The organism is Chryseobacterium sp. FG46 (assembly GCF_057809135.1).
In genome coordinates, this window is the sequence record NZ_JBMDJJ010000009.1 from 124,011 (window position 1) to 151,006 (window position 26,996).

At 36.4% G+C, this 26,996-nt stretch carries 27 protein-coding genes; 20 read left to right on the plus strand and 7 right to left on the minus strand.

Annotated elements, in window-relative coordinates; translation table 11 throughout:
- Nucleotides 1-93 precede the first annotated feature (93 nt).
- Nucleotides 94-648, minus strand: coding sequence for a ribosome recycling factor (frr, locus tag ACODR7_RS09090; protein WP_488838737.1), 555 nt, complete (start codon nt 646-648; stop codon nt 94-96).
- Between the two features lie 374 nt (nt 649-1,022).
- On the minus strand, nt 1,023-1,571 hold the full coding sequence (locus ACODR7_RS09095) for a hypothetical protein (RefSeq protein WP_488838738.1): 549 nt from the start codon (nt 1,569-1,571) through the stop codon (nt 1,023-1,025).
- A 559-nt stretch (nt 1,572-2,130) separates the two neighbouring features.
- On the opposite strand from ACODR7_RS09095, the gene ACODR7_RS09100 reads away from it, so the two are divergent.
- Nucleotides 2,131-3,477: a lipase family protein gene (locus ACODR7_RS09100; RefSeq protein WP_488838739.1), complete on the plus strand. Its 1,347-nt coding sequence runs from the start codon at nt 2,131-2,133 to the stop codon at nt 3,475-3,477.
- A 132-nt stretch (nt 3,478-3,609) separates the two neighbouring features.
- On the opposite strand, the gene pyrH is transcribed toward ACODR7_RS09100, so the two are convergent.
- Entirely contained in the window at nt 3,610-4,317 is a 708-nt protein-coding gene (gene pyrH / locus ACODR7_RS09105; protein ID WP_045496358.1) for a UMP kinase, read from the minus strand.
- A gap of 167 nt (nt 4,318-4,484) precedes the next feature.
- On the opposite strand from pyrH, the gene porQ reads away from it, so the two are divergent.
- From porQ to ACODR7_RS09130, 5 genes are all read left to right on the plus strand, one after another.
- Entirely contained in the window at nt 4,485-5,477 is a 993-nt protein-coding gene (gene porQ, locus ACODR7_RS09110) for a type IX secretion system protein PorQ (RefSeq protein WP_488838740.1), read from the plus strand.
- Between the two features lie 84 nt (nt 5,478-5,561).
- Complete coding sequence (gene cmk / locus ACODR7_RS09115; RefSeq protein WP_488838741.1) at nt 5,562-6,236, plus strand: (d)CMP kinase; 675 nt, start codon at nt 5,562-5,564, stop codon at nt 6,234-6,236.
- Nucleotides 6,237-6,332: 96 nt separating this feature from the next.
- Nucleotides 6,333-6,683: a YtxH domain-containing protein gene (locus ACODR7_RS09120; RefSeq protein ID WP_034694334.1), complete on the plus strand. Its 351-nt coding sequence runs from the start codon at nt 6,333-6,335 to the stop codon at nt 6,681-6,683.
- Between the two features lie 80 nt (nt 6,684-6,763).
- The gene (locus ACODR7_RS09125; protein ID WP_047496002.1) at nt 6,764-7,072 is read left to right on the plus strand and encodes a phage holin family protein; all 309 of its coding nucleotides are present in this window, start codon (nt 6,764-6,766) and stop codon (nt 7,070-7,072) included.
- 3 nt (nt 7,073-7,075) lie between these two features.
- Complete coding sequence (locus tag ACODR7_RS09130; protein WP_488838742.1) at nt 7,076-7,576, plus strand: phosphoribosyl-ATP pyrophosphatase; 501 nt, start codon at nt 7,076-7,078, stop codon at nt 7,574-7,576.
- A gap of 79 nt (nt 7,577-7,655) precedes the next feature.
- On the opposite strand, the gene ACODR7_RS09135 is transcribed toward ACODR7_RS09130, so the two are convergent.
- On the minus strand, nt 7,656-8,381 hold the full coding sequence (locus tag ACODR7_RS09135) for a TrmH family RNA methyltransferase (RefSeq protein ID WP_488838743.1): 726 nt from the start codon (nt 8,379-8,381) through the stop codon (nt 7,656-7,658).
- Here ACODR7_RS09135 and tamL point away from each other — a divergent pair.
- Nucleotides 8,367-10,976 (plus strand): translocation and assembly module lipoprotein TamL, encoded by a 2,610-nt coding sequence (tamL, locus tag ACODR7_RS09140; RefSeq protein ID WP_488838744.1) that lies wholly within the window; start codon nt 8,367-8,369, stop codon nt 10,974-10,976. The two genes, ACODR7_RS09135 and tamL, sit on opposite strands and share 15 nt — an antisense overlap.
- On the opposite strand, the gene ACODR7_RS09145 is transcribed toward tamL, so the two are convergent.
- Both ACODR7_RS09145 and ACODR7_RS09150 read right to left on the minus strand, forming a co-directional pair.
- On the minus strand, nt 10,973-11,530 hold the full coding sequence (locus tag ACODR7_RS09145) for a SanA/YdcF family protein (protein ID WP_410493465.1): 558 nt from the start codon (nt 11,528-11,530) through the stop codon (nt 10,973-10,975). The genes tamL and ACODR7_RS09145 overlap by 4 nt on opposite strands.
- 56 nt (nt 11,531-11,586) lie before the next feature.
- Complete coding sequence (locus ACODR7_RS09150) at nt 11,587-12,711, minus strand: 2Fe-2S iron-sulfur cluster-binding protein (protein ID WP_488838745.1); 1,125 nt, start codon at nt 12,709-12,711, stop codon at nt 11,587-11,589.
- Between the two features lie 33 nt (nt 12,712-12,744).
- On the opposite strand from ACODR7_RS09150, the gene ACODR7_RS09155 reads away from it, so the two are divergent.
- The 13 genes from ACODR7_RS09155 (at nt 12,745) to ACODR7_RS09215 (ending at nt 26,253) form a co-directional block, all read left to right on the plus strand.
- On the plus strand, nt 12,745-13,305 hold the full coding sequence (locus ACODR7_RS09155) for a TlpA family protein disulfide reductase (RefSeq protein ID WP_488838746.1): 561 nt from the start codon (nt 12,745-12,747) through the stop codon (nt 13,303-13,305).
- Between the two features lie 24 nt (nt 13,306-13,329).
- Nucleotides 13,330-14,301 (plus strand): iron chelate uptake ABC transporter family permease subunit, encoded by a 972-nt coding sequence (locus tag ACODR7_RS09160; protein ID WP_488838747.1) that lies wholly within the window; start codon nt 13,330-13,332, stop codon nt 14,299-14,301.
- Nucleotides 14,302-14,800: 499 nt separating this feature from the next.
- Nucleotides 14,801-15,724, plus strand: coding sequence for an ABC transporter ATP-binding protein (locus ACODR7_RS09165; protein WP_488838748.1), 924 nt, complete (start codon nt 14,801-14,803; stop codon nt 15,722-15,724).
- Between the two features lie 165 nt (nt 15,725-15,889).
- Entirely contained in the window at nt 15,890-16,342 is a 453-nt protein-coding gene (locus ACODR7_RS09170; protein WP_062671553.1) for a MarR family winged helix-turn-helix transcriptional regulator, read from the plus strand.
- 53 nt (nt 16,343-16,395) lie between these two features.
- Complete coding sequence (locus ACODR7_RS09175) at nt 16,396-18,789, plus strand: 3-hydroxyacyl-CoA dehydrogenase/enoyl-CoA hydratase family protein (RefSeq protein ID WP_488838749.1); 2,394 nt, start codon at nt 16,396-16,398, stop codon at nt 18,787-18,789.
- A gap of 83 nt (nt 18,790-18,872) precedes the next feature.
- Nucleotides 18,873-19,337: an IS200/IS605 family transposase gene (tnpA, locus tag ACODR7_RS09180; RefSeq protein ID WP_488838750.1), complete on the plus strand. Its 465-nt coding sequence runs from the start codon at nt 18,873-18,875 to the stop codon at nt 19,335-19,337.
- 103 nt (nt 19,338-19,440) lie between these two features.
- Nucleotides 19,441-20,619: a thiolase family protein gene (locus ACODR7_RS09185; protein ID WP_488838751.1), complete on the plus strand. Its 1,179-nt coding sequence runs from the start codon at nt 19,441-19,443 to the stop codon at nt 20,617-20,619.
- Between the two features lie 36 nt (nt 20,620-20,655).
- The gene (locus tag ACODR7_RS09190) at nt 20,656-21,012 is read left to right on the plus strand and encodes a four helix bundle protein (protein WP_488838752.1); all 357 of its coding nucleotides are present in this window, start codon (nt 20,656-20,658) and stop codon (nt 21,010-21,012) included.
- A 50-nt stretch (nt 21,013-21,062) separates the two neighbouring features.
- The gene (locus tag ACODR7_RS09195) at nt 21,063-22,841 is read left to right on the plus strand and encodes an acyl-CoA dehydrogenase FadE (protein WP_076597370.1); all 1,779 of its coding nucleotides are present in this window, start codon (nt 21,063-21,065) and stop codon (nt 22,839-22,841) included.
- 148 nt (nt 22,842-22,989) lie between these two features.
- Complete coding sequence (locus tag ACODR7_RS09200) at nt 22,990-23,304, plus strand: hypothetical protein (RefSeq protein WP_488838753.1); 315 nt, start codon at nt 22,990-22,992, stop codon at nt 23,302-23,304.
- 27 nt (nt 23,305-23,331) lie between these two features.
- Nucleotides 23,332-23,667, plus strand: a complete 336-nt coding sequence (locus ACODR7_RS09205) for a YegP family protein (protein ID WP_136521527.1) — start codon at nt 23,332-23,334, stop codon at nt 23,665-23,667.
- 79 nt (nt 23,668-23,746) lie between these two features.
- Nucleotides 23,747-24,193, plus strand: coding sequence for a phosphohydrolase (locus tag ACODR7_RS09210; protein WP_034694511.1), 447 nt, complete (start codon nt 23,747-23,749; stop codon nt 24,191-24,193).
- Nucleotides 24,194-24,204: 11 nt separating this feature from the next.
- The gene (locus tag ACODR7_RS09215) at nt 24,205-26,253 is read left to right on the plus strand and encodes a M48 family metallopeptidase (protein WP_488838754.1); all 2,049 of its coding nucleotides are present in this window, start codon (nt 24,205-24,207) and stop codon (nt 26,251-26,253) included.
- Here ACODR7_RS09215 and ACODR7_RS09220 read toward each other — a convergent pair.
- A complete protein-coding gene (locus ACODR7_RS09220) occupies nt 26,250-26,966 on the minus strand; it encodes a DUF2490 domain-containing protein (protein ID WP_488838755.1) in 717 nt (238 codons plus the stop codon). The two genes, ACODR7_RS09215 and ACODR7_RS09220, sit on opposite strands and share 4 nt — an antisense overlap.
- Nucleotides 26,967-26,996 lie beyond the last annotated feature (30 nt).

Consider the following 26,996-nt stretch of genomic DNA (forward strand, 5'->3'; position numbering starts at 1 on the left):
TGCATTATAAAAAATTAAATGTGATAGCAGAAAAATAATAAAAAAAGAGGTGTCCCATCGGAAACCTCTTCTTTATTTTCAACAGCTTTAGAATTATACTTTCATAATTTCAGCCTCTTTTGTCTTAAGATGCTCATCACAAAGCTTAACGTATTTATCAGTATAAGTCTGGATTTCTTCTTCCACTCCTTTTACTACATCTTCAGAAACTCCTTCCAGCTTTTTAAGTTCTTTTAAACCATCCTGTCTTGCGTTTCTTACCGTTACTTTAGTGTTCTCAGTTTCTGCTTTAGCCTGCTTTGCAAGTTCCTTTCTTCTTTCCTCAGTTAAAGGCGGAACATTCAGGATAATGTTTTCTCCGTTGTTAGAAGGGGCAAAACCTAAGTTTGAGTTGATGATTGCTTTTTCAATCGCGTTGATTGCTGTTCTGTCCCAAGGTTGAATAGAGATTGTCATTGCATCCGGAACAGAAACATTCGCAACCTGGTTGATAGGAGTCATTGCTCCGTAATATTCTACCATTACATCCTGAACCATTGCCGTAGAAGCACGCCCTGCTCTAATTCTTTGAAACGCGTGATCCAGGTGCTTTACCGCTGCATCCATGTCTTGTTTTACAGATTCTAATATAAGATCTAATTCTTCCATTATTATATTAAAGTTTGATAAATTACACATCTATTAATCCATCTGAATATCAGTTAATTAAAACTAAAAACGCTGTAAACATCAGTGTTTTCTTACTATTTTAAATTATTTTTTACTATTCAGTGCTGCAAAAATAATGATTATTTCCATATTCTGGTAAGACTGCATTCTGTATTTTGTGAAAACATTGATATTTTTAAAAATGACAAGCAACAAAATTGAAAGTCATCTAGAATCTTTAGGCAAATTAAACTTAGGAATTGTTAATGGCAGCTCTTAGGAAAGAAAAGACGGCTTAAATGTAATATACTTTCATCTTGTATTCAATTTGTTAACATAAGATGAATTCTAAAGTCCCAATTAAGGAGCTATTTTTAAATTCTTCTGATGTTAAGTCTTGGATTAACAACATTGATACCTAATTCATCTTGCAATTTCTTGATAAAATCTTCACAGTCCACGACTACCTTTCCGCAAAGATCAATCATTTCTGCATCTGAAAAATTCTCTATGTCTATGATTCTCTCAATTTCCATATTGAAAGCTTCAAAAATGACTCCTTCTAAAATTAATAAATCATGCTTCGTTTGATCGCTTAAAAATAACGTTTGTTCATCAGAAACTTTTCTAAAATCGTCCCAAATAGCTGTTATGGTTTTAGCATCATCTTCTCTTTTAACTCTTATTTTACCTCTCTTATCCTCTACGTCTCTTTTCACGCCCACAATACATTCTGCTAAGGTGAAATAGGATTTAACTTTATGTGTAAATAAATGATCTCTAATTTTGTCTTTCCTCTGAAATCTATAAGTAAGGTAAGATCCCGTCATTGCACCTCCTAATGCTGCAAATAAAGGTATTACTGTTTTGCTTACATCAGTTAAAAAAGCCATTTCCTCGGTTGTCAAACTCAATAATACCATGGTTTTCGTTTTGAGCAAATATAACAAAAAGCCCTCTCAAAGAGAAGACTGCTATATAAATAGCCCGATAAAAGAAATTAAAGAGGCTAATATTCCTACGGTAATACTAATTATTGCTAATCTATCAGATCTATTTGAGGTACTATAAAAATTGAAGAAGTCAGTGATCAGAAATATCTTTTTTCGAACAAATTCCCAACCTTGCTTTTTACTTTCTTCTAATTCTGAATATAAGATTTCTTTGTAATCATAACCGCACATTACCATCCAATCATCATGCTGTTGCTTCCTTACTACATATTTCACTAACATAAAAACATCGTTTATCTCTAATATAGTGATTTCCTTCTGTTTTACAAATAGTTATACAGGATTTTATACACTTACATTTTTTTTGAAAAAACGAAAGTTACTTTCTACCTGAAAATACAATATTGAACGAAAGCCTCAGGTACAAATACCTATAAAATATTTTGGTTATTTCTGCTCATCTGCATGCCATTTTTTATGGCTTATTTTACTCTATCATTTATACACTAATTTTTAAACCAATCACATCATGACAAATCCATCTTTAGACGCTTACCAACAGGTTTTTGCAATGTCAGGACTTGCAAACCGTGCCGGAGGCTACAATGGTACCGGCACCGAATTGCAGCAGCAGCTTCAATATGATTTATCGTATTATTTCAGCAATGTTCCGCCAGTGGCTGTAATGGGACAAACAGTACCCTCAACACCTAACTCATCAATCCCTCCTTTGCTGGGAAACTGGAATCTTGTCTGGGGCCCTGCCCTTATAGAAGAAAAAGATGAAAACGGCAATCCGACAGGAGTTGCTGACAATGCTTTGTATGTGGTACAATGTGATGCAGTAGCATTTCCCGGCGGTCCTACGCTGCCCACTTATGTTGTAGCCATTGCAGCCACCAATCCTTCTTCTCTCTACGACTGGGAAACAGAAGATTTTTCGGTAGCCGAAGTAGTCAACTGGACCACTTACAATCCGTCTAATTTTACTCCTTCACCTTATAATGGTACCGACCCTTATATTTCTAAAGGAACAGCAACAGGAATAGGAATACTTCTCAGCCTGATAAGCCCGGATAGCGCAGCTTCACCTAACACGACCTTACAGCAGTTTCTTACAGGATTGCAGACAGATACAGACACTGCGGTTGTATTTTGCGGTCACAGCCTTGCCGGCGCGCTGTCTCCTACCCTTGCTCTGTATTTAAAAGAGAATCATCAACTGGATGCATTCAGTATTTCTCTTGTTTATCCTACCGCAGGTCCAACTCCGGGTGAGAGTGCCTTTGCCAGTTTATTTAATGATACATTTCCTCCATTACCTGCTGGCTGGTTGCCCCAAACAGGAGATTACCAGAGCTGGAACACCATGCACTGGAATGATCTGGATGTTGTTCCCCATGCCTGGCCAAAAGCAGATCTGGAGATGATTGCAGATCTATACGGCCATTCTCCAAACAAACTTACCGCTTTTGCCTTAGACGCATTGCAGGAAGTAGCCATTAATGAGGCTTCTCAATCACGAGTAACCTATACAAGAATACAAAATCAGCCACTTCCGGGGCAGCTTCAAAAAATGGATGGCTCAATCCCTGTTAATATTCCTCCGCAGTCTCTGTATAATTATGTCCGGCAGTTATTCCTGCAGCATGTAACTATGTACTCCGGTAGTCTGGCTGCGGATAATGCTCCTGCCATAACCGGATTGATCTTACAGCAGCCCCTTCCTCAACAATCTCCACTGCAGTTGGTACCGGGAGTCAGCCTGGTGACAAAAGACGAAATGATTCTAAAAATAATACAACAGATTATCGGCTGGATTTCTTCTCATTATCTGGCAGAGGAAAATAAGCTGATGAGTGAGAATGCTAATTAACAAAAGAATATCTATAGGCTATTCAGAAAAATATCATCCAAATATTGACTAAAGAAGAATAGTCTAAAAACAAAACACCTGTCACAGTATTACTGCAACAGGTGTTTTTATATTTTTTAGTGGTTAAATTAATTATAAATCAACCAAAGTACCTACATTTTCTCCGTCTACGATTTTTACTAAATTTCCATCTTTATTCATATCGAATACAATGATTGGCAATTTGTTTTCGTGGCTCAAAGTAAAGGCAGTCATATCCATTACTTTAAGATTTTTCTCAAATACTTCATCAAAAGATAATGAATTGTATTTTACAGCGTCTGCATTCTTTTCAGGATCACTGTCGTAGATTCCGTCTACTCTTGTTCCTTTTAAGATCACATCAGCTCCGATTTCGATTGCTCTTAAGGTAGCCGCTGTATCAGTAGTAAAATAAGGGTTTCCTGTTCCGGCTCCGAAGATCACTACTCTTCCTTTTTCAAGGTGTCTTACTGCTCTTCTTTTGATGAAAGGTTCAGCTACTTTATCCATTTCGATAGCAGACTGAAGTCTTGTTTTGATTCCTGCATCTTCCAATGCTCCCTGTAAAGCCATTCCATTGATTACAGTGGCCAGCATTCCCATATAATCTCCCTGCACTCTGTCCATTCCTTTGGCAGCTCCTGCTACACCACGGAAAATGTTTCCTCCTCCAATTACAATCGCAACTTCACAGCCTTTTTCAACTACTTTTTTGATCTCAGCTGCATATTCCTGCAGTCTTTCGTTGTCAATACCGTATTGTCTGTTTCCCATTAAGGCCTCACCGCTTAGTTTCAGAAGGATTCTTTTATATTTCATCTTTTATTTTTAATAACTTTTTATTAGTATGGGTTTCCCCTGATTTTGATTTTGCAAATATAATCATTAAAGATATTGATGAAAGAAAAATATTTAAATAGAAATAATGTCAGAAATATTTTGAAAAGTACGAAAAAGGATTATTTTTGCATTAATTATAAATTGAGTTGAAGAAAATTATCATTTTTTCATTATTTCTATCAGGAATTGTTTCTTATGCGCAAACAGGAACAAATGTTTATCCGTTCTTAAATGTACCTGTATCTGCAAGACAGGCTGCTTTGGGTGGAGATGCAATTTCGGTAAGAGATTATGATGTTTCCTTTGCTATTGCAAACCCTGCCCTGTTAAATAAAGATTCTGACAAACAGCTTTCTGTAAACGCAACGGCTTATCTTGCCGACTCGAAATACGGAACTATTGCTTATGCCAAAGACTTTGAAAATGGCCACATGGCTACCATCAATGCAAGGTATATGAGCTATGGAAGTATTGCAAGGACGGATGAAAGCGGTTTTGAAAACGGAGAATTCAAAGCTTCAGATGTCGCTATTGGTGCAGGCTATGCCTACCAGTTTGAAGAAGACTGGACGATTGGTGGAGGACTTAATTTTATTACCTCAAAAATTGACAACTATACTTCTTCCGCGATCTCAGGAACAGCGGGAATTACCTATCATAATAAAAAGAGCAAAGAAGTAGTTTCATTGGTCATGAGAAACTTTGGGTTTCAGCTGAAATCTTTTAACGGAACAAGAGAAAATCTTCCCTTCAGAATAGATCTGGGCTATACCAAGACCATCAAGAACTTCCCTCTTGCCATTACCATTACCGCACATGACCTTCAGAAGTTTGATATTTCCTCAGAAGAGAATCTGGATGGGCAGAAAGTGGGTGCCGGAAGAAAAATTGCCGATCACTTTTCGTTGGGAGCAGAATTGTTTCCGGAAAAGAATTTCAATATCAGGCTGGGCTATAATGTAAAAAGAGGAAATGAGCTGGCAGTTGCGGATCAAAGAAACTTCTCAGGACTTTCTGCAGGATTTGGAGTTAAAGTTTCCAGATTTCGTATTGATTATGCCCACGTGAGATACCACAACTCTTCGAACGTCAATCAGATAGGAATTTCCATGGATCTTTCCAGCCACAGAGGAGAATAATTTTCCTGACCGGAAATTTCTTAATTATTCTGAAAATTTCTTACTTCTTCTTGATTTTCTAAAAAAAATCTTGAAATTTGCAGTATGAAAAAACCTGTAATTGCTATCGATGGGTACTCGTCTACCGGAAAAAGTTCTATCTCAAAAATTATTGCTGATCAGCTGGGACTTATTCATATGGATACAGGAGCGCTTTACAGAGGAGTTACCTGGTATGCTTTGCAGCATTGTCTGAATGAAAACGGTGAGATTGATCTGAATACACTATTCTCTTCTTTTAATCAGATCAGACTTGAATTTAAAAACAACGAAGGAACACTTATTTTATTCCTTAATGACACCGATATCTCTAAAGAAATCCGTACCAATATAGTATCGGACAATGTAAGCCTTGTTGCCAAGCAGAAACAAGTAAGAGACTTCCTGCTGAAGTCGCAACGCAGTTTGGCAGAAAAAGGAGGCGTTATTATGGACGGACGTGACATTGGGACAGTAGTTCTGCCAAATGCAGACTATAAATTCTTTCTTACTGCCAGCATTGACGAAAGAACCAACAGAAGATTTCTGGAACTGAAAGACCTGGGAATAGAAGCAGATAAAGAACAGGTAAAGCAAAACCTTATAGAACGTGACAAGATCGACAGCGAACGTGAAATAGCCCCATTGAAGCAGGCTGAGGATGCAATCGTTATTGATAATTCCGAACTAACAAAAGAGAAAACCATACAGCTTATTTTATCTCACATCAAAAAGATTTAACAATTTTTAATAGGCTTCAGGCCTCCTTTGGTATACAAATTGTAAGTTTTATTACTGTAAAAAACTAATCTATTATTAATTATTAAAAAACTTAAAATGTCTAGAAAAGGAAATAATACAGCAGGTATATTGGCAGGACTTCTTGCAGGTGCTGCAGCAGGTGTAATCTTAGGAATGTTATACGCACCGGAAGAAGGTAAAGAAACCAGAAAAAAAATCAAAACTAAAGCAAACGATCTTAAAGATCAGGCTAAAAATAAATACGGAGAGGTTTCTGAAAAAGTAAAAGATCAATATGGCAATATTTCTTCTACTTTCAAAGAAACGGCAAGCAGCGTAGCACATACTGTGAAAGACGGATATGATAAATACAAAGATCAGATTGTTTCTAAAACTGCAGATTTGGCAAAAGATGTAGAAGCAGAACTGAATGATCTGAAAAAATAAGTAATTTATCTTTTTTAAGTAAATTACAGAAAGGAACTTTTGTGTGAAAGTTCCTTTTTTTGTAACTTTAAAAAAAAACAATGATAGAAACTATTAAAGAATACGCCTCCAAGAGAATAGATCTTCTGAAAATTGAAGCGACTGAAAAGTCTTCACTTTCTGCCGGGCTCATTACTTACTTTGTAGTACTGCTTGTTGCTTTTGCTTTTTTTATTATCCTTTTCAATTTTGGAATTGCTTTTCTTATCGGAAAAGCACTGGATAATTACTCATATGGATTCTTAATTGTTGCTGCATTTTATGCGCTGGTGATGGCGTTTGTAATTGCCTTCAAAAATAAGATTGTGAATACCGTTGCTGATCAGGTTATTAAATTTTTAAATCATTAAACTATGGGCATAAAATACGAGAGCATAGAAGAATTAAGAAGAAAGAAAAAACTGCTTCAGAGTGAAATAAGTGATCTGGAAAACCTTCTGACCTTCAAAAATACAAAAGAAAGCCTAAGTGCTTTTACCAATGGTTTAAGTGATCAGTATCTTCAGGAAAAGATTGATGAAGACGGTGATGAAAAAGTAGTTATAAGAAAAGATGTCATTGCCAAACAGCTTACTTCCGAGGTGAAAGATCTTCTGATCAGCAAAAATACCGCCGTAGGAATTGCGAGTTCCGCATTCAGGGGAGGAAATATTACAGACGGCCTTGTTAAACTGGGTGTTACGGCCATCGTAGGAAACTACGCCAAAAAGAATATGAAAAGTTCCAACTGGAAGAAAAAACTGATTGGTGCCGCATTGATTTATCTTGCTCCTATTGCTCTGAAATATGTCAGAAAAAAGATGGAGGTATATCAGAAAAATAAAAGTGTTTCAAGTTTGGAACAATTGATATAAAATCAGATATTAGAAACCAGACGCTGGATCATATTCAGTAATATTTTACAATAATTTCTAACCTCTGGTTTCTGATTTTCTATTTTGAGAATAACTGCCCTAAAATAATCCCGGCCGCCATTGATACATTCAGGCTTTCTGTAGACTGGGATTTTCCAAACCGCGGAATACTGATACTTTTTTGTAAAAGCTTTTCTGTTTCCGGTCTCATTCCGTTTCCTTCATTTCCTAAAATCAGATTTAGCTTTTCAGGTTTCTGAAAAGTATAGATATTTTCTCCTTCCATATCGGTTCCGATATTTACATTCTCTGTTGTAGAAAGATATTCCACCAGATCAGTATAAACGACATTGACTCTGGTAAAAGATCCCATCGTTGCCTGAATCACTTTCGGATTGTAAACATCTACAGTATCTTCACTACAGATGATCTGTTCAATACCAAACCAGTCTGCCAGTCGTATAATAGTACCTAGGTTTCCCGGATCCTGTATTCCATCCAACACCAATTGTATATTCTTATCCTCCCATTTTTCTTCCCCGGCAAGATAACATACCGCAACAGAATCTTTTGGAGTTTTAAGAAAACTTATTTTTTTTAATTCATTTTCAGAGATATGGGTAACAGGGATATCAGTACGGTCCAATTTTTGTGGATCGGTTGACAATATTTCTTTAACTTTAAAGTTAGAATTAGAAAGTTCACAAATGATTTTATTACCTTCAACCAAAAACAAATTGTATTTTTGTCTGAACTTCTTTTTATCTAAAGATTGTAAAACTTTTATTGTATGAGCTGTAAGCATTATAAGAATTCTCCTCAAAAATATTATAAAATTATCTCATTTGCAACATTTGTTGGTCTCCTTTATGCTTGTAGTACAACAAAAAAAGTTCCTGATGGCGAATATCTGCTCACCAAAAACAGTTTAGAGTTCGAAGATAAGAGAGAATTTTTCGACGAAGAACTGAAAGATTATATCCAGCAGAAACCTAATAAAAAGCAGTTTCTTTTCATGCCATTGAGTTTACTGCTCTACAATATTGCAGATCCGAAATACGATACCATACTTAATGAATACATGACCTATCCCGGTGAAATGAGAAATCAGAAACTGAGAGACTCTTTATTCCTTAAATATAATATGAAAAGCAGTGTCGGAAAAAGTCTGCTTTTTGACCGTTTACTGCACAATTGGGGAACACCTCCGGAAATTCTTGATCAGACAAGAAGTGAAAAGAGTGCTGAGTCTATCAAAAAAAGACTTACCTACAGAGGATATTGGGATGCTGATGTAAATTTTAAACACACATTGGATTCAGCTTCAAAAAAAGCATCTGTTAATTATTCTATCAAGCATAACGATCCTACCCGCATTAAAGATTATTATTATAATATTCCGGACCAAGGCATCAAAGGTTATTACAACTATAATCTGAACAGAAGTCTTGTGAGATCAGGACAGATTCTTGACCAGACCGTTCTTGAAAGAGAGGTTACCAGAATTACGGATCTGATGAGGGAGTTTGGTTTCTACAGGTTCAATGCTTCCAATGATGAAGTTTATTTCGTTGCGGATTCTCTTAAAAACAGGAAACAGATTCCTTTAACCCTGGAAATTCATAAAGATTCTTTGGATAGTCCCTATAAAATAGCCACTTTTGGAAATATTGACGTTGCCATTGTAGATGAACCCGGTGACTATCCTAAAAATACCAGGAAAGACAGCTTAAGGAGAATAAGATTTCATACGATGAATAATAAATACAAACTTTCATCTGTATGGAGAGCTATTATTCCGGACAGTAAAAAGGTTTTTGACCAAACAAAGCTGGATGTAACCAAGAGAAACATTTTATCGATGAATAACTTTAGCATCGTTAAAGCAAGAGACTCTTTGAGACAGGGCGGAATGACTTCCCCTAATGATAGTATTGTTGATGTGTTATATGTATTGAAACCACTTCCGAAGTATGAACTTAAAGTGGGAACAGATATCAATTATTCTCAGGTTTTAAATCTGGGGATATCTCCCTCTGTTGACCTTACCACCCGAAATGTTTTTAGAGGAGCAGAAAACCTTTCTACCAGTCTTTCAGGGACATTTGGTTCTATCAGAAGTACAAAAGATATCAGTAAAAGAGTTGCAGCCTACGAAATATCAGCTCAGGCATCCCTGAATTTCCCAAGGCTTTTATTGCCTTTTAATTATTATAAATTCATTCCTAAACGATATACCCCTACATCATCTATTTTGCTGGGGGCATCGATACAGAACAACATCGGTTTGGGTAGGTTAATTTTTAATACGGGATTAAACTATCAGGCAAGTGTGAATGATCAGGTTTATCATAAGCTTACATTATTCAATACTCAGGTCAGTTTGACGAAAAATAAAGATGCCTACTATGACTACTTTGTGAATGATGGAAGAGTCAAAGATGAGGTATTCGGGAATTATTTTATGTTTAACCCAGAAACTGCGCAAACCGGACAAGATTACAGAGATGGAAAACTCAGTGTGGATGAGGTTTCCAAAAAGATTATTGAGAATGATGCTTACCGCGGAAGTCTCAATCAGCAGGGAAGAGATCTTTTAACGGCATTTACCGGAACACTGGTTAACAAAGACAGACAAACTCAGGATGTCCTTATTTCTTCCATGATCTACAATTTTGTCTATAGTGAAATTGGAAAAAAAGAATATCCAAATGCCTTTTATTTTAATGGAAAAGTAGAACTTGCGGGTAATATCTTAAGCTTATTTAATAAAAAAGATAATGGCGGAGGTATTGTTACCGGTCCACAAGGAACTATTTTTGGGCTGCCATACGCACAGTTTGTAAAATTTGATATTGATACAAGAAAATATTTCAAATTTAATGGTAACCAGACATTGGTACTGCGCCAGTTTATTGGAGTTGGAATTCCGTATGGAAATTCTGAAGATATGCCTATTATCAAATCTTACTTCAATGGAGGTTCTAACGATATCAGAGCATGGGTAGCCTTTGGAGGATTAGGTCCTGCTGATTCTCAGGTGGATGAGAGAGTTCGTACTTATATGACTGATAATTTAAAGCTTACTACCAATATTGAATATAGAATTCCTTTCAATAAAACCTATGAAGGAGCTTTATTTACGGATATCGGAAATACGTGGAGTCTTCGTAACTATAACGACGGATATGGAGATGAATTTAAATTCGGTAAGTTCTGGAAACAAGTAGGTATCGGAAGTGGATTCGGATTAAGATTAAATATTGCCTACGTAACAGCGAGAATTGATCTTGCGTATAAGATCTATGACCCGAATAAACCTGAAGGCGACCGATGGAGATTCAAATTCATCCAGCCTTTCAAGCCAACAGTTAATATCGCGTTCGGATATCCTTTCTAATCCGGAGAAACGCCTAGAATAAAATATACTACAGCAATCACACGGGCGAGGATTTCCCTCGTCTGGTTTCTGTAGAAACTTTCAGGTCTTGTGACATCCTGCGCATCAAACCCCAAAGCATTCATATCATTATTTCTTGCAAAAAACAATGCCCTCAGGTTGTGATATCCCTGAGATACGATAATGACATTTTTCTTTTTATAAACATCCTTACAGCGGAGAATGCTTTTATAGGTGTTAAAGCCTTTCGGATCTTCCACAATAATATCTTCAGGCACTCCTTCCTGATTGATCAGATAGTTTTTCATTGCACCCGGTTCATTGTACCCCTTACTCTTCTCCCCGCTCACTATAATTTTCCTGATTTTTCCATGATGGTAAAGAAGTGCTGCAGCATCCATCCTTTTGGTGAAATAAGGATTGGATTTTCCGGATCTCATTTTCGGAGATGTTCCCAGAACTAATGCAATTTCCCTTGGCGGAATTTTTGAAATTTTGGTATACGTTCTCCCATTGGTAAGTCCGAAAACCCACACATTACAGAAGCATATCATCAGAATTCCCAATTCCAGTGATATAAACCCAAGGTTAAATATGTTCCTAATAATTCTCAACTAAGATCAAAGTTAAGCTTTATTTTTTTACTTTTCACAATAGACATACAAGCTAAAATATGTCCCTGCTCTTCCTCTTTTTCCGTAAGATACTCATTTTCTAGCAATTCCACTTCTCCATCTTCTAAAGAACATTCACAACTTCCACAGATTCCGGACTTGCAGGAATAAGGAACAGGGAATCTCTGCATCAGAAGCTGCTGAAGGATTTTAGCCTTATTATCAGGGAGCTGAGTTGTATATTTTTTCCCCAGCATGGTAAATTCCACCTCAATATTTTCAATCAAAGGAAATTCTTTTTCTACAGGATAAATATCATCATTAAATTCTTCAAAAAGTTCAAAATGAATATTCTTTTTCGGAATTCCGTGGTGATAACATGCATTGGCTAGTGTCTTGATCATCTCTCCCTTCCCGCATATCAATACTTCATCTACCGCATCCCAAATGGTAGATTCTTCATCTGTATCGTCTAAATGAAGGATCTGATTGATGATAAGATTCAGTTTCTTTTCATCCAGCCTGCCATAGAAAAACTGGTCTGCTGTTTTTTCCTGTGAGAAAAAGTAAAATATCTGAAGCCTGTCTCCACATGTTCTGGCAAGATTATCCAGCTGCTCGCGATAGACTAAATCTTCTGAACTTTTATTTCCAAAAAATAAAAACAGACGTGTTCTGGGTTCGTTGTGAAGAATATTTTTAAAATGACTCAAAATGGGGGTAATTCCAATACCGGCAGCAAAGGCAACAATAGTCCTGAATTCGCTGGGCTTGGATACAATGGTAAATCTTCCAGCAGGTTCACTCACCCACAGTTCATCACCTGCATTATAATTTTGAAATAACTGAAAAGTAGCCCCTTCATTGGAATTGATCTTTATTCCCAAAGATATTTTACCTTCATAGGGAGCCGAAGTCATTGAATAATCATTAATAACCTCTTTCCCATGTGATTGAAAGCGTATACTAACAAACTGCCCTGCTTCAAACCTGAAATTTTCTTTTAAATTCTCAGGAATATCAAACTCCAGAGAAAAAGTATTTTTGGTCAGCTCTTCCTTTTTCGCTATTTTTAACGGATGAAACTGTATCAGTTTCCCTTTATAGATTTGTTGTTCCATAACTTCAATTCAAAAATAGATAAAAAATAATTTATGAAGAAGATAATTTTATCCACGTTACTTCTTACTGCACTGTACAGCTGTAAAAAAGAAGGTCAGAAAACTGAAAACGCAGCTGCCGCAGACTCTGTTTCCATATCCCAAACTACAGAAAATGAAGAAAGTACCGTTCTTCCCAAAGAACTTTCTCCTGAAAATGTAAGTCAGCATTTAGCAAAAAATAATGATACGTTATATGTCACCAATTTTTTCGCAACATGGTGCGGCCCATGCATGAGAGAGATTCCAAGTTTTAAAAGTAAAATGGATGAATTGAAAGGAAAACCTGTAAAATTTACCTTTATAAACCTTGATGATAAAGCTGATTGGGCTGGTGCTGTTAAGAATTTTGCCACAGAAAATAAATTGGGCGGCAACATTATCTTACTGGATGGACAAAAATTGGATCCAAACTTCTTCCACAACAATTTCAAGCAATGGGACGGAGGTTCTATTCCTTTTACTTTCATGAGAAAAGGTGATAAAACCGATGAATACCTGGGAATGATGACGGAAGATGTTTTGAATTCAAAAATTGATTCTTTCTTAAAATAAAATAGGCCGAACTCTTTCTGAATCATGTCAAAAAAGTTTAAAATCCTGTGTTTATTATTTGTGACCGCCATTATTCTAAGTGCTGTCATTAATCTGAACACAGGATTTTTAAGTTTAAGCCTCCAGGATTTCTTTCAGGACTCTGCTCATAGTCAAATCGCCGAGATCCGTATCAACCGTGTTCTGGTGATGATGCTGGCTGGAATTTCAATTCCCACCTCAGGTTTCCTGATGCAGGAATATTTTCAAAACCCACTGGCAGGCCCTGATATACTGGGAATAACATCGGTCGCCAGTTTGTCAGTTGCCTTTTACATCTTCTTTTCTCATGATATTTTCCTTCCTGAATTTTTACAGAACAGTTTCCTCAGCTTAGCAGCCATTGGAGGAAGTTTACTGTTAATGCTGATACTGCTCTCCATGTCCAATAGATTTCAGGACAAATCTTATCTTATTATTTTCGGGTTTTTGATATCTGCTTTTGCAGGTGCCATTGTATCACTGCTTCAGTTTTATGCAGAAAATCAAAGTCTGAAAAACTATATTTTATGGTCTTTCGGAGCTAATAATATGGTAACCAGAAATCAGATCTACGTACTCTCTATCCTGGTTTTTATTGGGATGTATATCTGCTTCAGAGCGATAAAACCGCTTATTGGAAATTCTCTGGGCAATTCATACGCACAAAGTTTAGGAGTAAATCTGAAACAGCTGAAACTCTTAATAATAGTAGCATCTTCTCTCCTTTCGGCTTCTGTTACTGCATTTTTAGGACCTATTCTCTTTATCGGAATTATTGTGCCTCATTTTTGCAGACTGGTTTATAATCCATCCAAATTATGGCAGCAGTGGATTCTTAATATGTTTCTGGGAATGCTCATTATGCTATTCTTCTCAGTTATTGCAGAGAAAACACAAATCCCTTTGAATGTAATAAGTTCTGTATTCGGTATTCCTGTCATTCTGATGATGCTTTTAAAGCAGAATAAAGTGTAAAAACATCAATGAAAATATAAATCATTAATTTAAAACTCTTGCAGATTATGCAGATGAAGCAGATTTTGGGAATAAATTCTTAACTTTCTTCATCAAATAAAAAAGAGAAATATTCGTAATGTGTCATTCCGAAGGAATCTAAAACAACTTTACAGAGATGCTTTCAGCATGACCTACTCAATACAATTTATCGAACTATAAACGAAACAATGAAAGTTCAAATAACACAAAAACAACTAATTTCTGCACACATCCTTTTGTTTGTAGTAAGTTTCGTATTTTTGGAGTATTCAAAGATGTTTCGGATGAATCAGAAGTTACATTGGATTTATTCTTGGGGTCATAATTGGTGGATTATGCTTGCGTTACCTACAGCATTCTGGGGCTCCCTTATTTTAGGTGGTTACACCTTATGGAAAGTTAAAAAAAGTAAATTCTTATATCTATTATTAAGTTTTCTACCTATCCTTTTATTTCTAATACTATTCTTCTTTTAAACATGCACCTACAGATCAAACAGGCTGATATCGGCCACAATACAACATTAATTTCCAATGCCCATGCAGGTTTAAGGCTTGGTGATGTGTGCCTGTTGATTGGTAACAACGGTGTAGGAAAAACAACATTAATCAAATCTATTCTACATCAGATTCCCCTTCTGGAAGGGGAAATTTCTATTAACGGGAAAAATATAAAAAATCTCTCGGTAAAAGAAATTGCGGAGAATATTGCTATTGTTTTTTCCAAGTCGGTTATTCCGCAGCATTATACGGTTGAAGACCTTATTTCTCTGGGAAAATACATCTACTACCCTTTCTATTTTGAATTAAAAAAAGAAGACCGCGAAGAAGTTGCGCATATTATTAAAGAACTGGATCTGGAGCAGTACAGATATACTCTTTTGAAAAACCTCTCTGACGGAAACCTTCAAAAAGCATTTATCGGACGGGCTATCACCCAGAATTCCCCTATTATTATTCTGGACGAACCTACTACCCATCTGGATGAAAAAAATAAAATTATTATTCTTAAAACTTTAAGAAAGCTTGCTAAGGAACAGAACAAACTTATTCTGTTTTCTTCCCACGACTGGAGACTCGCCAAAGAATTTGCAGACAAAATATGGTATGTAAAAGAAAACCATCTGTATTCAGGAATTGTGGAGGACATTTTGCTTCAGCACGATGAACTTACTAATGCTTCGCTATTTCAAATCAATGAGACTTTTATTCCACCCTTAATCTCAGCACCGCAGTTTCACAAGGAAATGCTCTATTCTCTGCTTCAAAAAAACTTCCCAAAAGATCTGTCTGACCTCAATTTCGAATTTCAGCACGCATTTTGGGTAATTGCTAAGGATTCTATGACTTACCAATGTGAATCTTTTGAAGAAATCATTAATTTAGTCAAAAACATTCATTAATACTTGATTTTCTTTGATTTATCCACATACTATGCATGCATAGTATTATGCTAATCATACAATTTAATCCGCTTATTTACAGCCTATTAACAAAATTTAACGTTAATAAATATTATGCATGCATAATATTTATTAAATTTGGGTAAAACCATTGGCGCAAAAATAATGGATCATAATAAGGAAAAAATAGAAAACGTAGATTTAATTTTAAAGCAGACCTGGTTGGCTGTTTCTAAAATGTACACAGAATTAGCTCAGGAACATGATTCCACAGCGGTACAGGCACTCACCCTTCTTAAAATAGATCCCAAAGAAGGTACGCGAAGTACCAATCTTGGACCGAAGATGGCTATTGAACCCACTTCATTAACGAGAATCATCAAACTTCTTGAAGATAACGGATACATCTATAAAGAAAAGACCACCACTGATAAAAGAGAGGTGATCATCAAACTTACAGACAAAGGATTAAACTCCAGAAATATGTCTAAAGAGGTCGTGGTGAATTTCAACAAGAAGGTTATGGAAAAAATTTCTCCGGAAAAACTGGAGGCTTTCAAGGATGTGATGGGTGAAATTATGAAAATAGCCAACGAATTATTAAATAACAGAAAATAAATTTTGATGAAGCCTTCGGGTTCATATCATCTTATACAAATAAAAATTTACATATGAAAAGAAGAATCAAACATGTAACGGTTCTTGGTTCAGGAATTATGGGAAGCGGAATCGCTGCTCACTTCGCCAATATTGGCGTTGAAGTATCACTTTTGGATATTGTTCCTTTTGAACTTACTGAAGCTGAACAGAAAAAAGGTTTGACCAAAGATGACAAGGTAGTAAGAAACAGAATTGCTTCCGAAAACTTTGAAAAACTTAAAAAAGCAAGTCCTGCACTTCTTTATTCACCTAAGTTTGCAGACAGAATTACAATCGGAAATTTTGATGATGATTTGCCGAAAATAAAAAATACCGACTGGATCATTGAAGTAGTCGTTGAAAAACTTGACATCAAGAAGTCTGTGTACGAAAAAATTGAACAGTTCAGAAAACCGGGAACATTAATTTCTTCCAATACATCCGGTATTCCTATTCATTTCCTTACAGAAGGAAGAAGCGAGGATTTCAAAAAATACTTTGCCGGAACGCACTTCTTCAACCCGGTAAGATACCTTCCTCTTTTAGAGATTATCCCAACTAACGATACAGATCCTGAGATCATCGATTTCTATATGAATTACGGAGCGAAATTCTTAGGCAAAACGACTGTTTTAGCTAAAGACACTCCAGCTTTCATCGCCAACAGAATTGGGGTGTTCTCCATGATGGATCTTCTTCACAATGTACAGAAATTAGGACTTACCGTTTCTGATGTTGATAAATTAACAGGTCCTGTAATCGGACGTCCAAAATCTGCTACATTCAGAACAGCTGATGTTGTAGGTCTTGATACTTTGGTAATGGTAGCCAACGGTGTTCGCCAGAGCGGTGCAGAAGCCAATGACTTCAATAATGTATTTGCCCTTCCTCCTTATATCCAGAAAATGATGGATAATAAATGGCTGGGTTCAAAAACAGAACAAGGTTTCTATAAAAAAGTGAAAAATGCAGAAGGAAAATCTGAAATTCATGGATTAAATCTTGACACTTTAGAGTATGAACTTCAAGGAAAATCGTCATTCCCGACATTAGAATTAACAAAATCTATTGATAAACCAATCGACAGATTCAAAGTATTGATCGGCGGTAAAGATAAAGCGGGTGAATTGTACAGAAAATCTTTAGGGGCATTATTCGCTTATGTTTCTCACAAAGTTCCTGAAATCTCTGACGAAGTTTACAAAATTGACGATGCGATGAGAGCTGGTTTCGGATGGGAAAACGGACCATTTGAGATTTGGGATGCTGTAGGTGTTCAGAAAGGTATTGAACTGGCAAAAGATGCAGGATACGAGGTTTCAGACTGGGTAAAAAATGTAGAAACCTTCTATAAAGTGAATGACGAAGGACAAAGTATTTATGTTGATAAAAATTCAGGTGAATACAACAAAATCCCGGGTCAGGATGCATTCATTATCTTAGATAATATCAGAAAAAATAAAACGCTTTGGAGCAATTCAGGGGCTGCTATCCAAGATTTGGGAGACGGAATTATCAACTTTGAGATCCGTTCAAAAATGAACTCTCTTGGAGGTGAAGTTCTTGATGGATTAAACAGAGCAATTGATTTAGCTGAAAAAGAATATGACGGATTAGTAGTTGGTAACCAGGGAGCTAATTTCTCTGTAGGTGCCAACCTTGCTATGATCCTTATGATGGCAATCGAACAGGATTGGGATGATCTCAATATGGCGATCGCTTATTTCCAGAAATCAATGATGAGAGTACGCTACTCCTCTATTCCTGTAGTAGTTGCTCCTCACGGAATGACGCTAGGTGGAGGATGTGAAATGACGATGCATGCAGACCGTGTGGTTGCCGCTGCAGAAACGTATATCGGACTTGTTGAAACCGGAGTTGGAGTAATTCCTGGTGGTGGTGGTACTAAAGAATTGACTTTAAGAACTTCCAGAGAATTCCACAACGATGACGTGAAGAATAACAGACTTCGTGATGCCTTCATGAACATCGCCATGGGTAAAGTAGCTACTTCTGCCTACGAAGCTTACGATATGGGAATCCTTGAAAAAGGAAAAGACATCGTTTCCGTAAGCAAAAGCAGACAGATTGCGGAAGCTAAAAAAGTAGCGAAACTATTAGCAGAACAAGGCTATACCCAGCCCATCGAACAGAAAGTAAAAGTTCTTGGTAAAGACGCATTAGGGATGTTCTACGTAGGAACTGACCAGATGTTAACCGGAAACTTTATTTCTGCACACGATAAGAAAATTGCTGATAAACTAGCCAACGTGATGGTAGGTGGAAACTTATCTGAACCAACAGTTGTAACGGAACAGTATCTATTGAACCTTGAAAGAGAAACTTTCCTTCAGCTTTGTGGGGAAAGAAAAACTTTAGAGAGAATTCAGTATATGTTGCAAAATGGGAAACCTTTGAGAAACTAACGGGAAGCTCCGTAGGAGCGAACTGTTAATAGCATGAATAATTTTAAAAGTTGGAAAGCCTCGTAGAGGCGACCTGTTAATGTATGGCAAACACCTACACTCAGATTTATATTCACATTGTTTTCGCTGTAAAAGGAAGACAAAATCTGATTTCAAAAGAAAACAGAGAAGAATTACATCAGTTTATTACAGGTATTATTTCCAATAGAAATCAAAAATTATTCGCAGTTTTTGCAATGCCTGACCATGTGCATATTCTTGTAAGTATGAATCCGACACTTGCGGTTTCAGATTTAGTAAGAGATATTAAAGCGGGTTCTTCAAAATTCATCAATGAAAAAGGATGGATCAATGGAAAATTTAATTGGCAGGAAGGGTACGGAGCTTTTTCATACTCTAAAAGCAGTGTTGATTCTGTTGTAAAATATATTTTAGATCAGGAAGAACATCATAAAAAGAAAACTTTTAGAGAAGAATATCTGGATTTTATGTCAAAATTTGAGATAGAATATGATCCAAAATATTTATTCGAATGGATTAATGATTAACAGGTCGCTCCTACGGAGCTCCGCAAAAAGCAAAAACAATATCTATGAACAGTTTACCTCTACGAGGCAAAAAAGTCTTAAAACAATTTAATTAAACAAAAAAATGAAAACAGCATACATAGTAAAAGGTTTCAGAACTGCCGTTGGAAAAGCTCCAAAAGGAAGTTTAAGATTTACAAGACCTGATGTAATGGCAGCTACCGTTATTGAGAAATTAATGGCTGAGCTACCCCAATTAGATAAAAACAGAATTGACGACCTTATCGTAGGAAATGCAATGCCGGAAGCTGAACAAGGGCTGAACGTTGCGCGTCTGATCTCTTTGATGGGATTAAATACTGATAAAGTTCCGGGAGTAACGGTCAACAGATACTGTGCATCAGGAAGTGAGGCAATTGCTATTGCTTCTGCGAAAATTCAGGCTGGTATGGCAGACTGTATCATCGCGGGTGGTACAGAATCAATGTCATATATTCCGATGGGAGGGTATAAGCCGGTTCCGGAAACGGATATTGCAAAAACAAACCCGGATTACTACTGGGGAATGGGTTACACTGCCGAAGAAGTGGCAAAACAATATAATATTACAAGAGAAGAACAGGATCAGTTTGCTTTTGAATCTCATATGAAGGCTTTAAAAGCGAATCAGGAAGGAAAATTTGCCAACCAGATCGTGCCGGTTCCTGTAGAATATAATTTCCTGGACGAAAACCAGAAACTGCAGACTAAAAAGTTCGATTTTTCTGTGGATGAAGGTCCGAGAGCTGATACCTCTTTAGCTGGTTTAGCAAAATTAAGACCCGTATTTGCCAACGGAGGAAGCGTAACTGCCGGAAACTCTTCGCAGATGAGTGACGGAGCCGCTTTTGTAATGGTAATGAGTGAGGAAATGGTAAAAGAATTAGGATTGGAGCCTGAAGCAAGATTAGTGGCTTATGCTGCAGCAGGATTAGAACCAAGAATCATGGGAATGGGACCTGTTTATGCTATTCCAAAAGCTTTGAAACAGGCAGGTTTGGAATTAAAAGATATCGAGCTGATCGAGCTTAACGAAGCTTTCGCCTCTCAATCGGTTGCTATCAAAAAAGAATTAGGTTTAAATCCAGACATTCTAAACGTAAACGGAGGTGCTATCGCTCTTGGACACCCGCTTGGATGTACAGGAACAAAGCTAACAGTGCAGCTTCTTGACGAAATGAGAAGACGCGGTAACAAGTACGGAATGGTTTCTATGTGCGTTGGAACAGGACAGGGAGCGGCTTCTATTTTTGAACTACTTTAATTAATTATAGATTTTAAATTATAAATTTTAGATGTAATGAGTTTCAAAGAAGACAATTTGATCCAAATAAAAACTTTTGATTTCGCTTTAAGAATAATTCAATTTTATACTGAATGTAAATCTCAAAATGAGTTTATTTTATCAAAACAGATTCTTCGTTCAGGAACCTCAATTGGAGCAAATGTAGAAGAAGCTATAGCCGCTCAATCTAAAAAGGATTTTATTTCAAAGCTTTCAATTGCAAATAAAGAGGCAAGAGAAACAAGATATTGGTTAAAACTTTATCATTCTTCAAATCTTGTTCAAATTGAGATCAATTCATATTTAATAGATATTGAAATGATCATTAATATATTGACTAAAATCATTAAAACATCATCTGAAAATTTATAACAACAAAATCTAATTTAAAATTTATAATCTAAAATTTAAAATAATAACAAATGAGCAATATACTTAAAGGCGGGGAATTCCTGATCAAACAAATTCCTGCAAACGAAATTTTCAGTATTGAAGAACTGAATGAAGAACAAAAGATGCTTCGTGATTCTGCGAAGGAATTTATCGATAGAGAAGTTGTTCCTCAAAGAGAGCGTTTTGAGAAGAAAGATTATGCATTTACAGAAGAAACAATGCGTAAACTGGGCGAAATGGGAATGTTGGGAATCGCTGTTCCTGAAGAATACGGAGGTCTTGGAATGGGCTTTGTAACTACAATGCTTGCCTGTGATTATCTATCAGGAACTACAGGTTCATTGGCTACAGCTTATGGAGCACACACAGGAATCGGAACGTTACCAATTGTTCTTTACGGAACTGAAGAGCAAAAGAAAAAATACCTTCCGGATTTAGCGACAGGAACAAAATTCGGGGCTTACTGTCTGACAGAGCCGGATGCTGGTTCTGATGCGAATTCAGGGAAAACAAAAGCAAAACTTTCCGAAGACGGAAAACATTATATTATCAACGGCCAGAAAATGTGGATCTCTAATGCTGGATTTGCAGATACATTCACATTATTCGCTAAAATTGATGATGATAAAAATATCACAGGATTTGTAATCAACAGATCTGAACTTGAAAATCCTGAAAGCTTAACTTTCGGAGAGGAAGAGCACAAATTAGGTATCCGCGCATCTTCTACCCGTCAGGTTTTCTTCAATGATATGAAAATCCCTGTGGAAAATCTTTTAGGAGAAAGAAACAACGGTTTCAAAATCGCTTTAAATGCCTTGAACGTAGGCCGTATCAAACTGGCAGCAGCTTGTCTTGATGCACAGAGAAGAATCTTAAACCACTCTATCCAGTACTCTAACGAAAGAAAGCAGTTTGGTGTTTCCATTGCTACTTTCGGAGCCATCAGAAAAAAACTGGCAGAAATGGCAACCGGAGTTTTCGTAAGTGAAGCAGGTTCTTACAGAGCTGCTAAAAACGTTCAGGATAAAATTGATGAGCTTGTTGCAGCAGGATTAAGCCATCAGGAAGCAGAATTAAAAGGTGTTGAGGAATTCGCGGTAGAATGTTCAATCCTTAAAGTATTTGTTTCTGACCTTGCCCAGCATACAGCAGATGAAGGAATTCAGGTGTACGGAGGGATGGGATTCTCTGAAGACACTCCAATGGAAGCTGCCTGGAGAGATTCAAGAATCTCGAGAATCTATGAAGGTACCAACGAAATCAACAGATTATTAGCTGTAGGAATGCTTATCAAGAGAGCCATGAAAGGTGAACTTGATCTTTTATCTCCTGCAATGGCCATCAGCAAAGAATTGATGGGTATCCCTTCATTTGAAGTTCCTGATTATTCAGAATTCATGAGTGAAGAAAAAGCAATTATCGCTAACCTTAAGAAAGTATTCTTAATGGTTTCCGGAGCAGCTCTTCAGAAATACATGATGGATATTGAAAAACAACAGCACTTATTATTAAATGCTTCTGAAATCCTTAACCAGATCTACATGGCAGAATCTGCAGTATTAAGAGCAGAGAAACATTTCTCTCCTGAATCTGTAGAAGCAGCTATGGCTCAGCTGAACCTTTACAAAGCTGTAGAGAAAATCATCACGGCAGCTAAAGAAGGAATTGTTTCTTTCGCTGAAGGAGATGAGCAGAGAATGATGCTTTCAGGATTAAGAAGATTTACTAAATATACCAACCATCCGAATGTAGTAGCGCTTACTGAAAAAGTAGCAGCTCACTATATTGAGAAAGGAGCTTATTAGTCTTTAATAACATAAATTTGATTCAGCGTCCCAATTTTGGGGCGCTTTTATTTTTATCCCACATTTCTTATGGTTATCATTGGATTTATTGGCAGCCAATAAGTATATTCAAAAAAAATCATTATTTTTATTCTAAATTAAATAACACATGAAGAAATTATTATTTCCCCTCGTCTTCATTTCGGCCATGTTTACGGCACAAAAAAAAGAAAATGTAATCCCTGTTCCCAAGGTTGATACAACAAAAATCATTTCTAAAGGAAAATTCCCGGGATATTTTGCTCTGAAACCTGAGCATGCTCAGAAAGAACTTTACAAAATACTGACAGTTAAGCCTAAAGATACTGCCCTATATCTTGCTTTAAAAGAACCATCAAAGGATGAGTCACAATATAAAATTCTAAATTCGATTACTTCTGATAAGCTTCAACCAAGCAGAAAAAAGATAATACCATCCAAATAAACACAATACAAAATAAAAATTATTACCATGGGAAAATTTATTATCTCTCAAAGAACAAACGGAGACTTCCAGTTTAATCTTAAAGCAGGAAACGGACAGATCATTTTAACCAGCCAGGGATACAGTACCAAGCCATCCTGTGAAAACGGAATCGGATCCGTAAAAATCAATGCACAAGAAGATGCAAAATTTGAAAGAAATACAGTGAATGACGGCAGGTGTTACTTTAATTTAAAAGCAGGAAACGGACAGATCATTGGAACCAGCCAGATGTATGAATCTGATAATGGCATGGAAAACGGGATAGAATCTGTAAAAAACAATGCTCCGCATGCTCCTGTAGAGGACGAAACAAACTTGTAAAATCATCTGAAATATTCTTCATAAAAAGGCCTTAGTTTTTAAGGCATTTTTTATTTTTGTAATCTATTTTTCGTAAAAAATGACAAAAGAAGAATTACTGAATAAAGCAATTAAAATTGCCGATAAGGCTCATAAAGGACAAACCGATAAATACCATGCTCCATACATTGCCCACGTAATGCGTGTAATGAATTATGGTAAAACACTGGATGAAAAGATTGTAGGCGTTCTGCACGATGTTGTGGAGGATCACCCGCTGGAATTCAGCCTGGATTATTTAAGGTCGGAAGGGTTTCCTGAATATATTATTTTTGCCATCAGCTGTCTTACAAAGCTTGATCCTGAAGAAGATTATGATGAATTCATCAAAAGAACAGAACGATCTCTCCTTTCCGTTGCTGTAAAACTGAATGACCTTCGTGACAATATGGATCTTAGAAGAGTAAACAGAGAGCTTACTCCTAAAGACATCAAAAGATTCAACAAATATCTGAAAGCCTATCGTTATCTGATTGAAAAATATTAATAAAAAAACACATGACTAATAACCTGCCAAAAATTTCTTCAGCTTATCAATCTAAGCTGGTTTCTGCTATTGTATCCGTTTCAGTTTTTTTTCTGATCTATCTGATACTTATACTCGCCTCACTCCTGATGATTTTCCTGTTAGGATATGGAGCAATAAAACTGTTAAGTATTTCTCTCAATTACTTTACCGTTTTTGGTGCGGCAGGATTATTAAGTGTAGGGATTTTTGTGTTTATTTTCCTTGTCAAATTTATTTTCAGAAAAAACCATTACAGCACACGTCACTTGCTGGAAATTAACAGATCTCACCAGCCTCAGCTTTTTGCTATTATCGATGAAATTGTGGCTGAAACAGGAGTGAAAACCCCTCAGAAAGTTTTTCTTTCTCCGGATGTAAATGCCAGTGTAAGCTATAACTCTGTTTTCTGGAGCATGTTTTTGCCGGTGAAGAAAAATCTGACGATTGGCGTTGGGTTGATCAACACTACAAGTGTAGGAGAATTGCGGACAATTCTGGCTCACGAATTTGGACATTTCTCTCAAAAAAGCATGAAAATAGGCGGTTATGTAAGCCAGGCAGAAAAGATTATTTTTGAAACCGTTTACAATAATAAAGACTATGAAAACTTTATCATGGAGTTTTCGGGAGGGAATGCTATTTTTAAAATTTTCGGTCTGATTTCCGTTAGTTTCATTAATGCATTTCAATCTGTTCTTAAAAGCATGTCCAGCTTTCTTTTCAAAAATCATGCTTCCCTGCAAAGAGAAATGGAATACCACGCAGATGCTATTTCAACCTATATAACCAATCCTGATGAGCAGACTTCATCTTTATTAAGACTGGAACTGAGTGATGTTGCTTTTAATACTTCCTTTAATTTTTACATTGAAAGTAATCAGAAATATCTTCCAAAAGACCTGTACAAGAATCAGATCTCTTTAATGAAAATTTTATCCGAAAGGAATAACCATCCTTATATCAACGGATTTCCAAAAATTGATGCTGAAGATCTTACCCGCTATAACAAATCCAGAATAGAAATTGAAGACCAGTGGACTTCACATCCTGATATTTTAAAAAGAATTGAAAGGATTAAAACAAACGAAACCAGAAGTACAGCCGCAGACCACAGATTTGCAAAAGAAATTATCAGCGGGTTTGATAAGATTTGTGAAATTATGACGTCAAAATACCTCACTTTACATACAGTGAAAAACGTGGGTGAAGTGATAGAGGATGAAACTTTCATCAAGCTTTATCAGGATCGTAATATCTATCAGTCTTTCAGTTCCAATTTTAACGGATATTACGAAAGGCACAATCCTGTTATAGAAAACATTGAATCATGTATTCCTGATGCCGCGACTCATGATGATGGAGATCTTTTCAGTGACAAAAAGGTATCTTTAGTCTATGAAAAATCAGGAATAGAGGGTGATATACAGATCCTGCAATACCTGGCTTCCCATCCGAAAGAAATAAAAACATTCAGATTTGAGGGCACTTTATACAAAGCAAAAGATGCTGCTGCCCTTATCCCTAAACTGGAAAATGAACTGAGGAGAGTAAAAGACGAACTTTTGGAAAATGACAAGGCTATTTTTCAATACTATTATCATATTTCCAATGAAGATATTAAAAAAGACCTTCTTAACAAGTACAAAAATTTTGCAGTAATCGATAAAGAATTTGATGATTTTCAGAAAAGTCTTAATGATTTTACACCATACCTCCAGTTTATGGCTGCTACTTTACCTTTTGAAGAAATCCGTAAACACAGGGCTAAACTATTGAAAGCAGAAGAACCTTTTAAACTGAAGACGCAACAACTGATCGAAAACTCGGCTTACAAAGAAGCTTTAAAGCCTGATGATAAAAACATTTTACAGGAATTTGTAAAATCTGAATACATCTACTTCAATAAAGACAAATACCTTGAACATGAAGTAAGTGCCATATCGTTAGTAATTGAAAAATATCAGACATTACTGAATGATCATTATCTTAATTCTAAACTGGAGCTGTTAAACTTTCAGGCAGATTTAAAGAAAAATTAATCCGCACCCGGGAAATCATAAGTTTTCGTGTGATGATCTGTTCCGTCGATGTTGATGTTTAACGCAAGGTAAACGAAATGTAAATTTTTGTTTCCTTTTGCTTCAAATTCACGCTGCCACAGATATCCGCTCACGATCCCAAAATAATCATCAATCTGATAGCCGAAACCGCCATAGACTCTGTTTCTGGCGAAAGTAGGCTTCATCGGAGAGACAAAGAATACTTCGTCATAAGCATTGGCGAAAACAGTTCCTTTCTTGATGGTTTTGGCGTTTAAAGGGACACTTACGTTCAGACGATATCTGTAACGCATTCTCTGGGAAGTCTGGTCTGTTTTCGGCTCATAGAACCAGCTCTTTTCAGCACGGAAACGGTTTTCAAACTTTACGATACCTTTCTTGATATCTATAACGTCCTGAAGCCACACCCTGAACTCTTCTCTGCTTAAGCTGTGATCTTTATAATTCACATATCTTCCAAGCCCTACAAAAGGTTTGTGGTTTTTGGTAAGATTGTAACCTAATCCTCCTTTTATTTCATAATAATCGGGGTAAGTATAATCTTCATTGCCACGCAGCTGACCTTCTGCATAAAGGAAAAATTTCGGATGAAACTTATAAGTCAGAGTCACTGCGTTGAAGCTGGAAATGTGTTCCTGTGCTTTAAAAAAAGAAATTCCAAGTAGTAAACCTAAGCCTATAAGACGTTTCATAAAAAATTTTTGCAAATGTATATTTTTTAA

What these genes read in the sequence shown, in the direction of transcription:
- ACODR7_RS09165 (WP_488838748.1), top strand. Translation starts at nt 14,801, where the DNA reads ATGCACCTACAGATCAAACAGGCTGATATCGGCCACAATACAACATTA.
- ACODR7_RS09170 (WP_062671553.1), top strand. Translation starts at nt 15,890, where the DNA reads ATGGATCATAATAAGGAAAAAATAGAAAACGTAGATTTAATTTTAAAG.
- ACODR7_RS09190 (WP_488838752.1), top strand. Translation starts at nt 20,656, where the DNA reads ATGAGTTTCAAAGAAGACAATTTGATCCAAATAAAAACTTTTGATTTC.
- ACODR7_RS09135 (WP_488838743.1), bottom strand. Translation starts at nt 8,381, where the DNA reads ATGCTTACAGCTCATACAATAAAAGTTTTACAATCTTTAGATAAAAAG.
- ACODR7_RS09145 (WP_410493465.1), bottom strand. Translation starts at nt 11,530, where the DNA reads ATGATATGCTTCTGTAATGTGTGGGTTTTCGGACTTACCAATGGGAGA.
- ACODR7_RS09150 (WP_488838745.1), bottom strand. Translation starts at nt 12,711, where the DNA reads ATGGAACAACAAATCTATAAAGGGAAACTGATACAGTTTCATCCGTTA.
- pyrH (WP_045496358.1), bottom strand. Translation starts at nt 4,317, where the DNA reads ATGAAATATAAAAGAATCCTTCTGAAACTAAGCGGTGAGGCCTTAATG.
- cmk (WP_488838741.1), top strand. Translation starts at nt 5,562, where the DNA reads ATGAAAAAACCTGTAATTGCTATCGATGGGTACTCGTCTACCGGAAAA.
- ACODR7_RS09095 (WP_488838738.1), bottom strand. Translation starts at nt 1,571, where the DNA reads ATGGTATTATTGAGTTTGACAACCGAGGAAATGGCTTTTTTAACTGAT.
- ACODR7_RS09155 (WP_488838746.1), top strand. Translation starts at nt 12,745, where the DNA reads ATGAAGAAGATAATTTTATCCACGTTACTTCTTACTGCACTGTACAGC.
- ACODR7_RS09125 (WP_047496002.1), top strand. Translation starts at nt 6,764, where the DNA reads ATGATAGAAACTATTAAAGAATACGCCTCCAAGAGAATAGATCTTCTG.
- ACODR7_RS09205 (WP_136521527.1), top strand. Translation starts at nt 23,332, where the DNA reads ATGGGAAAATTTATTATCTCTCAAAGAACAAACGGAGACTTCCAGTTT.
- ACODR7_RS09215 (WP_488838754.1), top strand. Translation starts at nt 24,205, where the DNA reads ATGACTAATAACCTGCCAAAAATTTCTTCAGCTTATCAATCTAAGCTG.
- frr (WP_488838737.1), bottom strand. Translation starts at nt 648, where the DNA reads ATGGAAGAATTAGATCTTATATTAGAATCTGTAAAACAAGACATGGAT.
- ACODR7_RS09210 (WP_034694511.1), top strand. Translation starts at nt 23,747, where the DNA reads ATGACAAAAGAAGAATTACTGAATAAAGCAATTAAAATTGCCGATAAG.
- ACODR7_RS09100 (WP_488838739.1), top strand. Translation starts at nt 2,131, where the DNA reads ATGACAAATCCATCTTTAGACGCTTACCAACAGGTTTTTGCAATGTCA.
- ACODR7_RS09200 (WP_488838753.1), top strand. Translation starts at nt 22,990, where the DNA reads ATGAAGAAATTATTATTTCCCCTCGTCTTCATTTCGGCCATGTTTACG.
- ACODR7_RS09120 (WP_034694334.1), top strand. Translation starts at nt 6,333, where the DNA reads ATGTCTAGAAAAGGAAATAATACAGCAGGTATATTGGCAGGACTTCTT.
- ACODR7_RS09185 (WP_488838751.1), top strand. Translation starts at nt 19,441, where the DNA reads ATGAAAACAGCATACATAGTAAAAGGTTTCAGAACTGCCGTTGGAAAA.
- ACODR7_RS09195 (WP_076597370.1), top strand. Translation starts at nt 21,063, where the DNA reads ATGAGCAATATACTTAAAGGCGGGGAATTCCTGATCAAACAAATTCCT.
- tamL (WP_488838744.1), top strand. Translation starts at nt 8,367, where the DNA reads ATGAGCTGTAAGCATTATAAGAATTCTCCTCAAAAATATTATAAAATT.
- ACODR7_RS09175 (WP_488838749.1), top strand. Translation starts at nt 16,396, where the DNA reads ATGAAAAGAAGAATCAAACATGTAACGGTTCTTGGTTCAGGAATTATG.
- ACODR7_RS09130 (WP_488838742.1), top strand. Translation starts at nt 7,076, where the DNA reads ATGGGCATAAAATACGAGAGCATAGAAGAATTAAGAAGAAAGAAAAAA.
- tnpA (WP_488838750.1), top strand. Translation starts at nt 18,873, where the DNA reads ATGGCAAACACCTACACTCAGATTTATATTCACATTGTTTTCGCTGTA.
- ACODR7_RS09160 (WP_488838747.1), top strand. Translation starts at nt 13,330, where the DNA reads ATGTCAAAAAAGTTTAAAATCCTGTGTTTATTATTTGTGACCGCCATT.
- ACODR7_RS09220 (WP_488838755.1), bottom strand. Translation starts at nt 26,966, where the DNA reads ATGAAACGTCTTATAGGCTTAGGTTTACTACTTGGAATTTCTTTTTTT.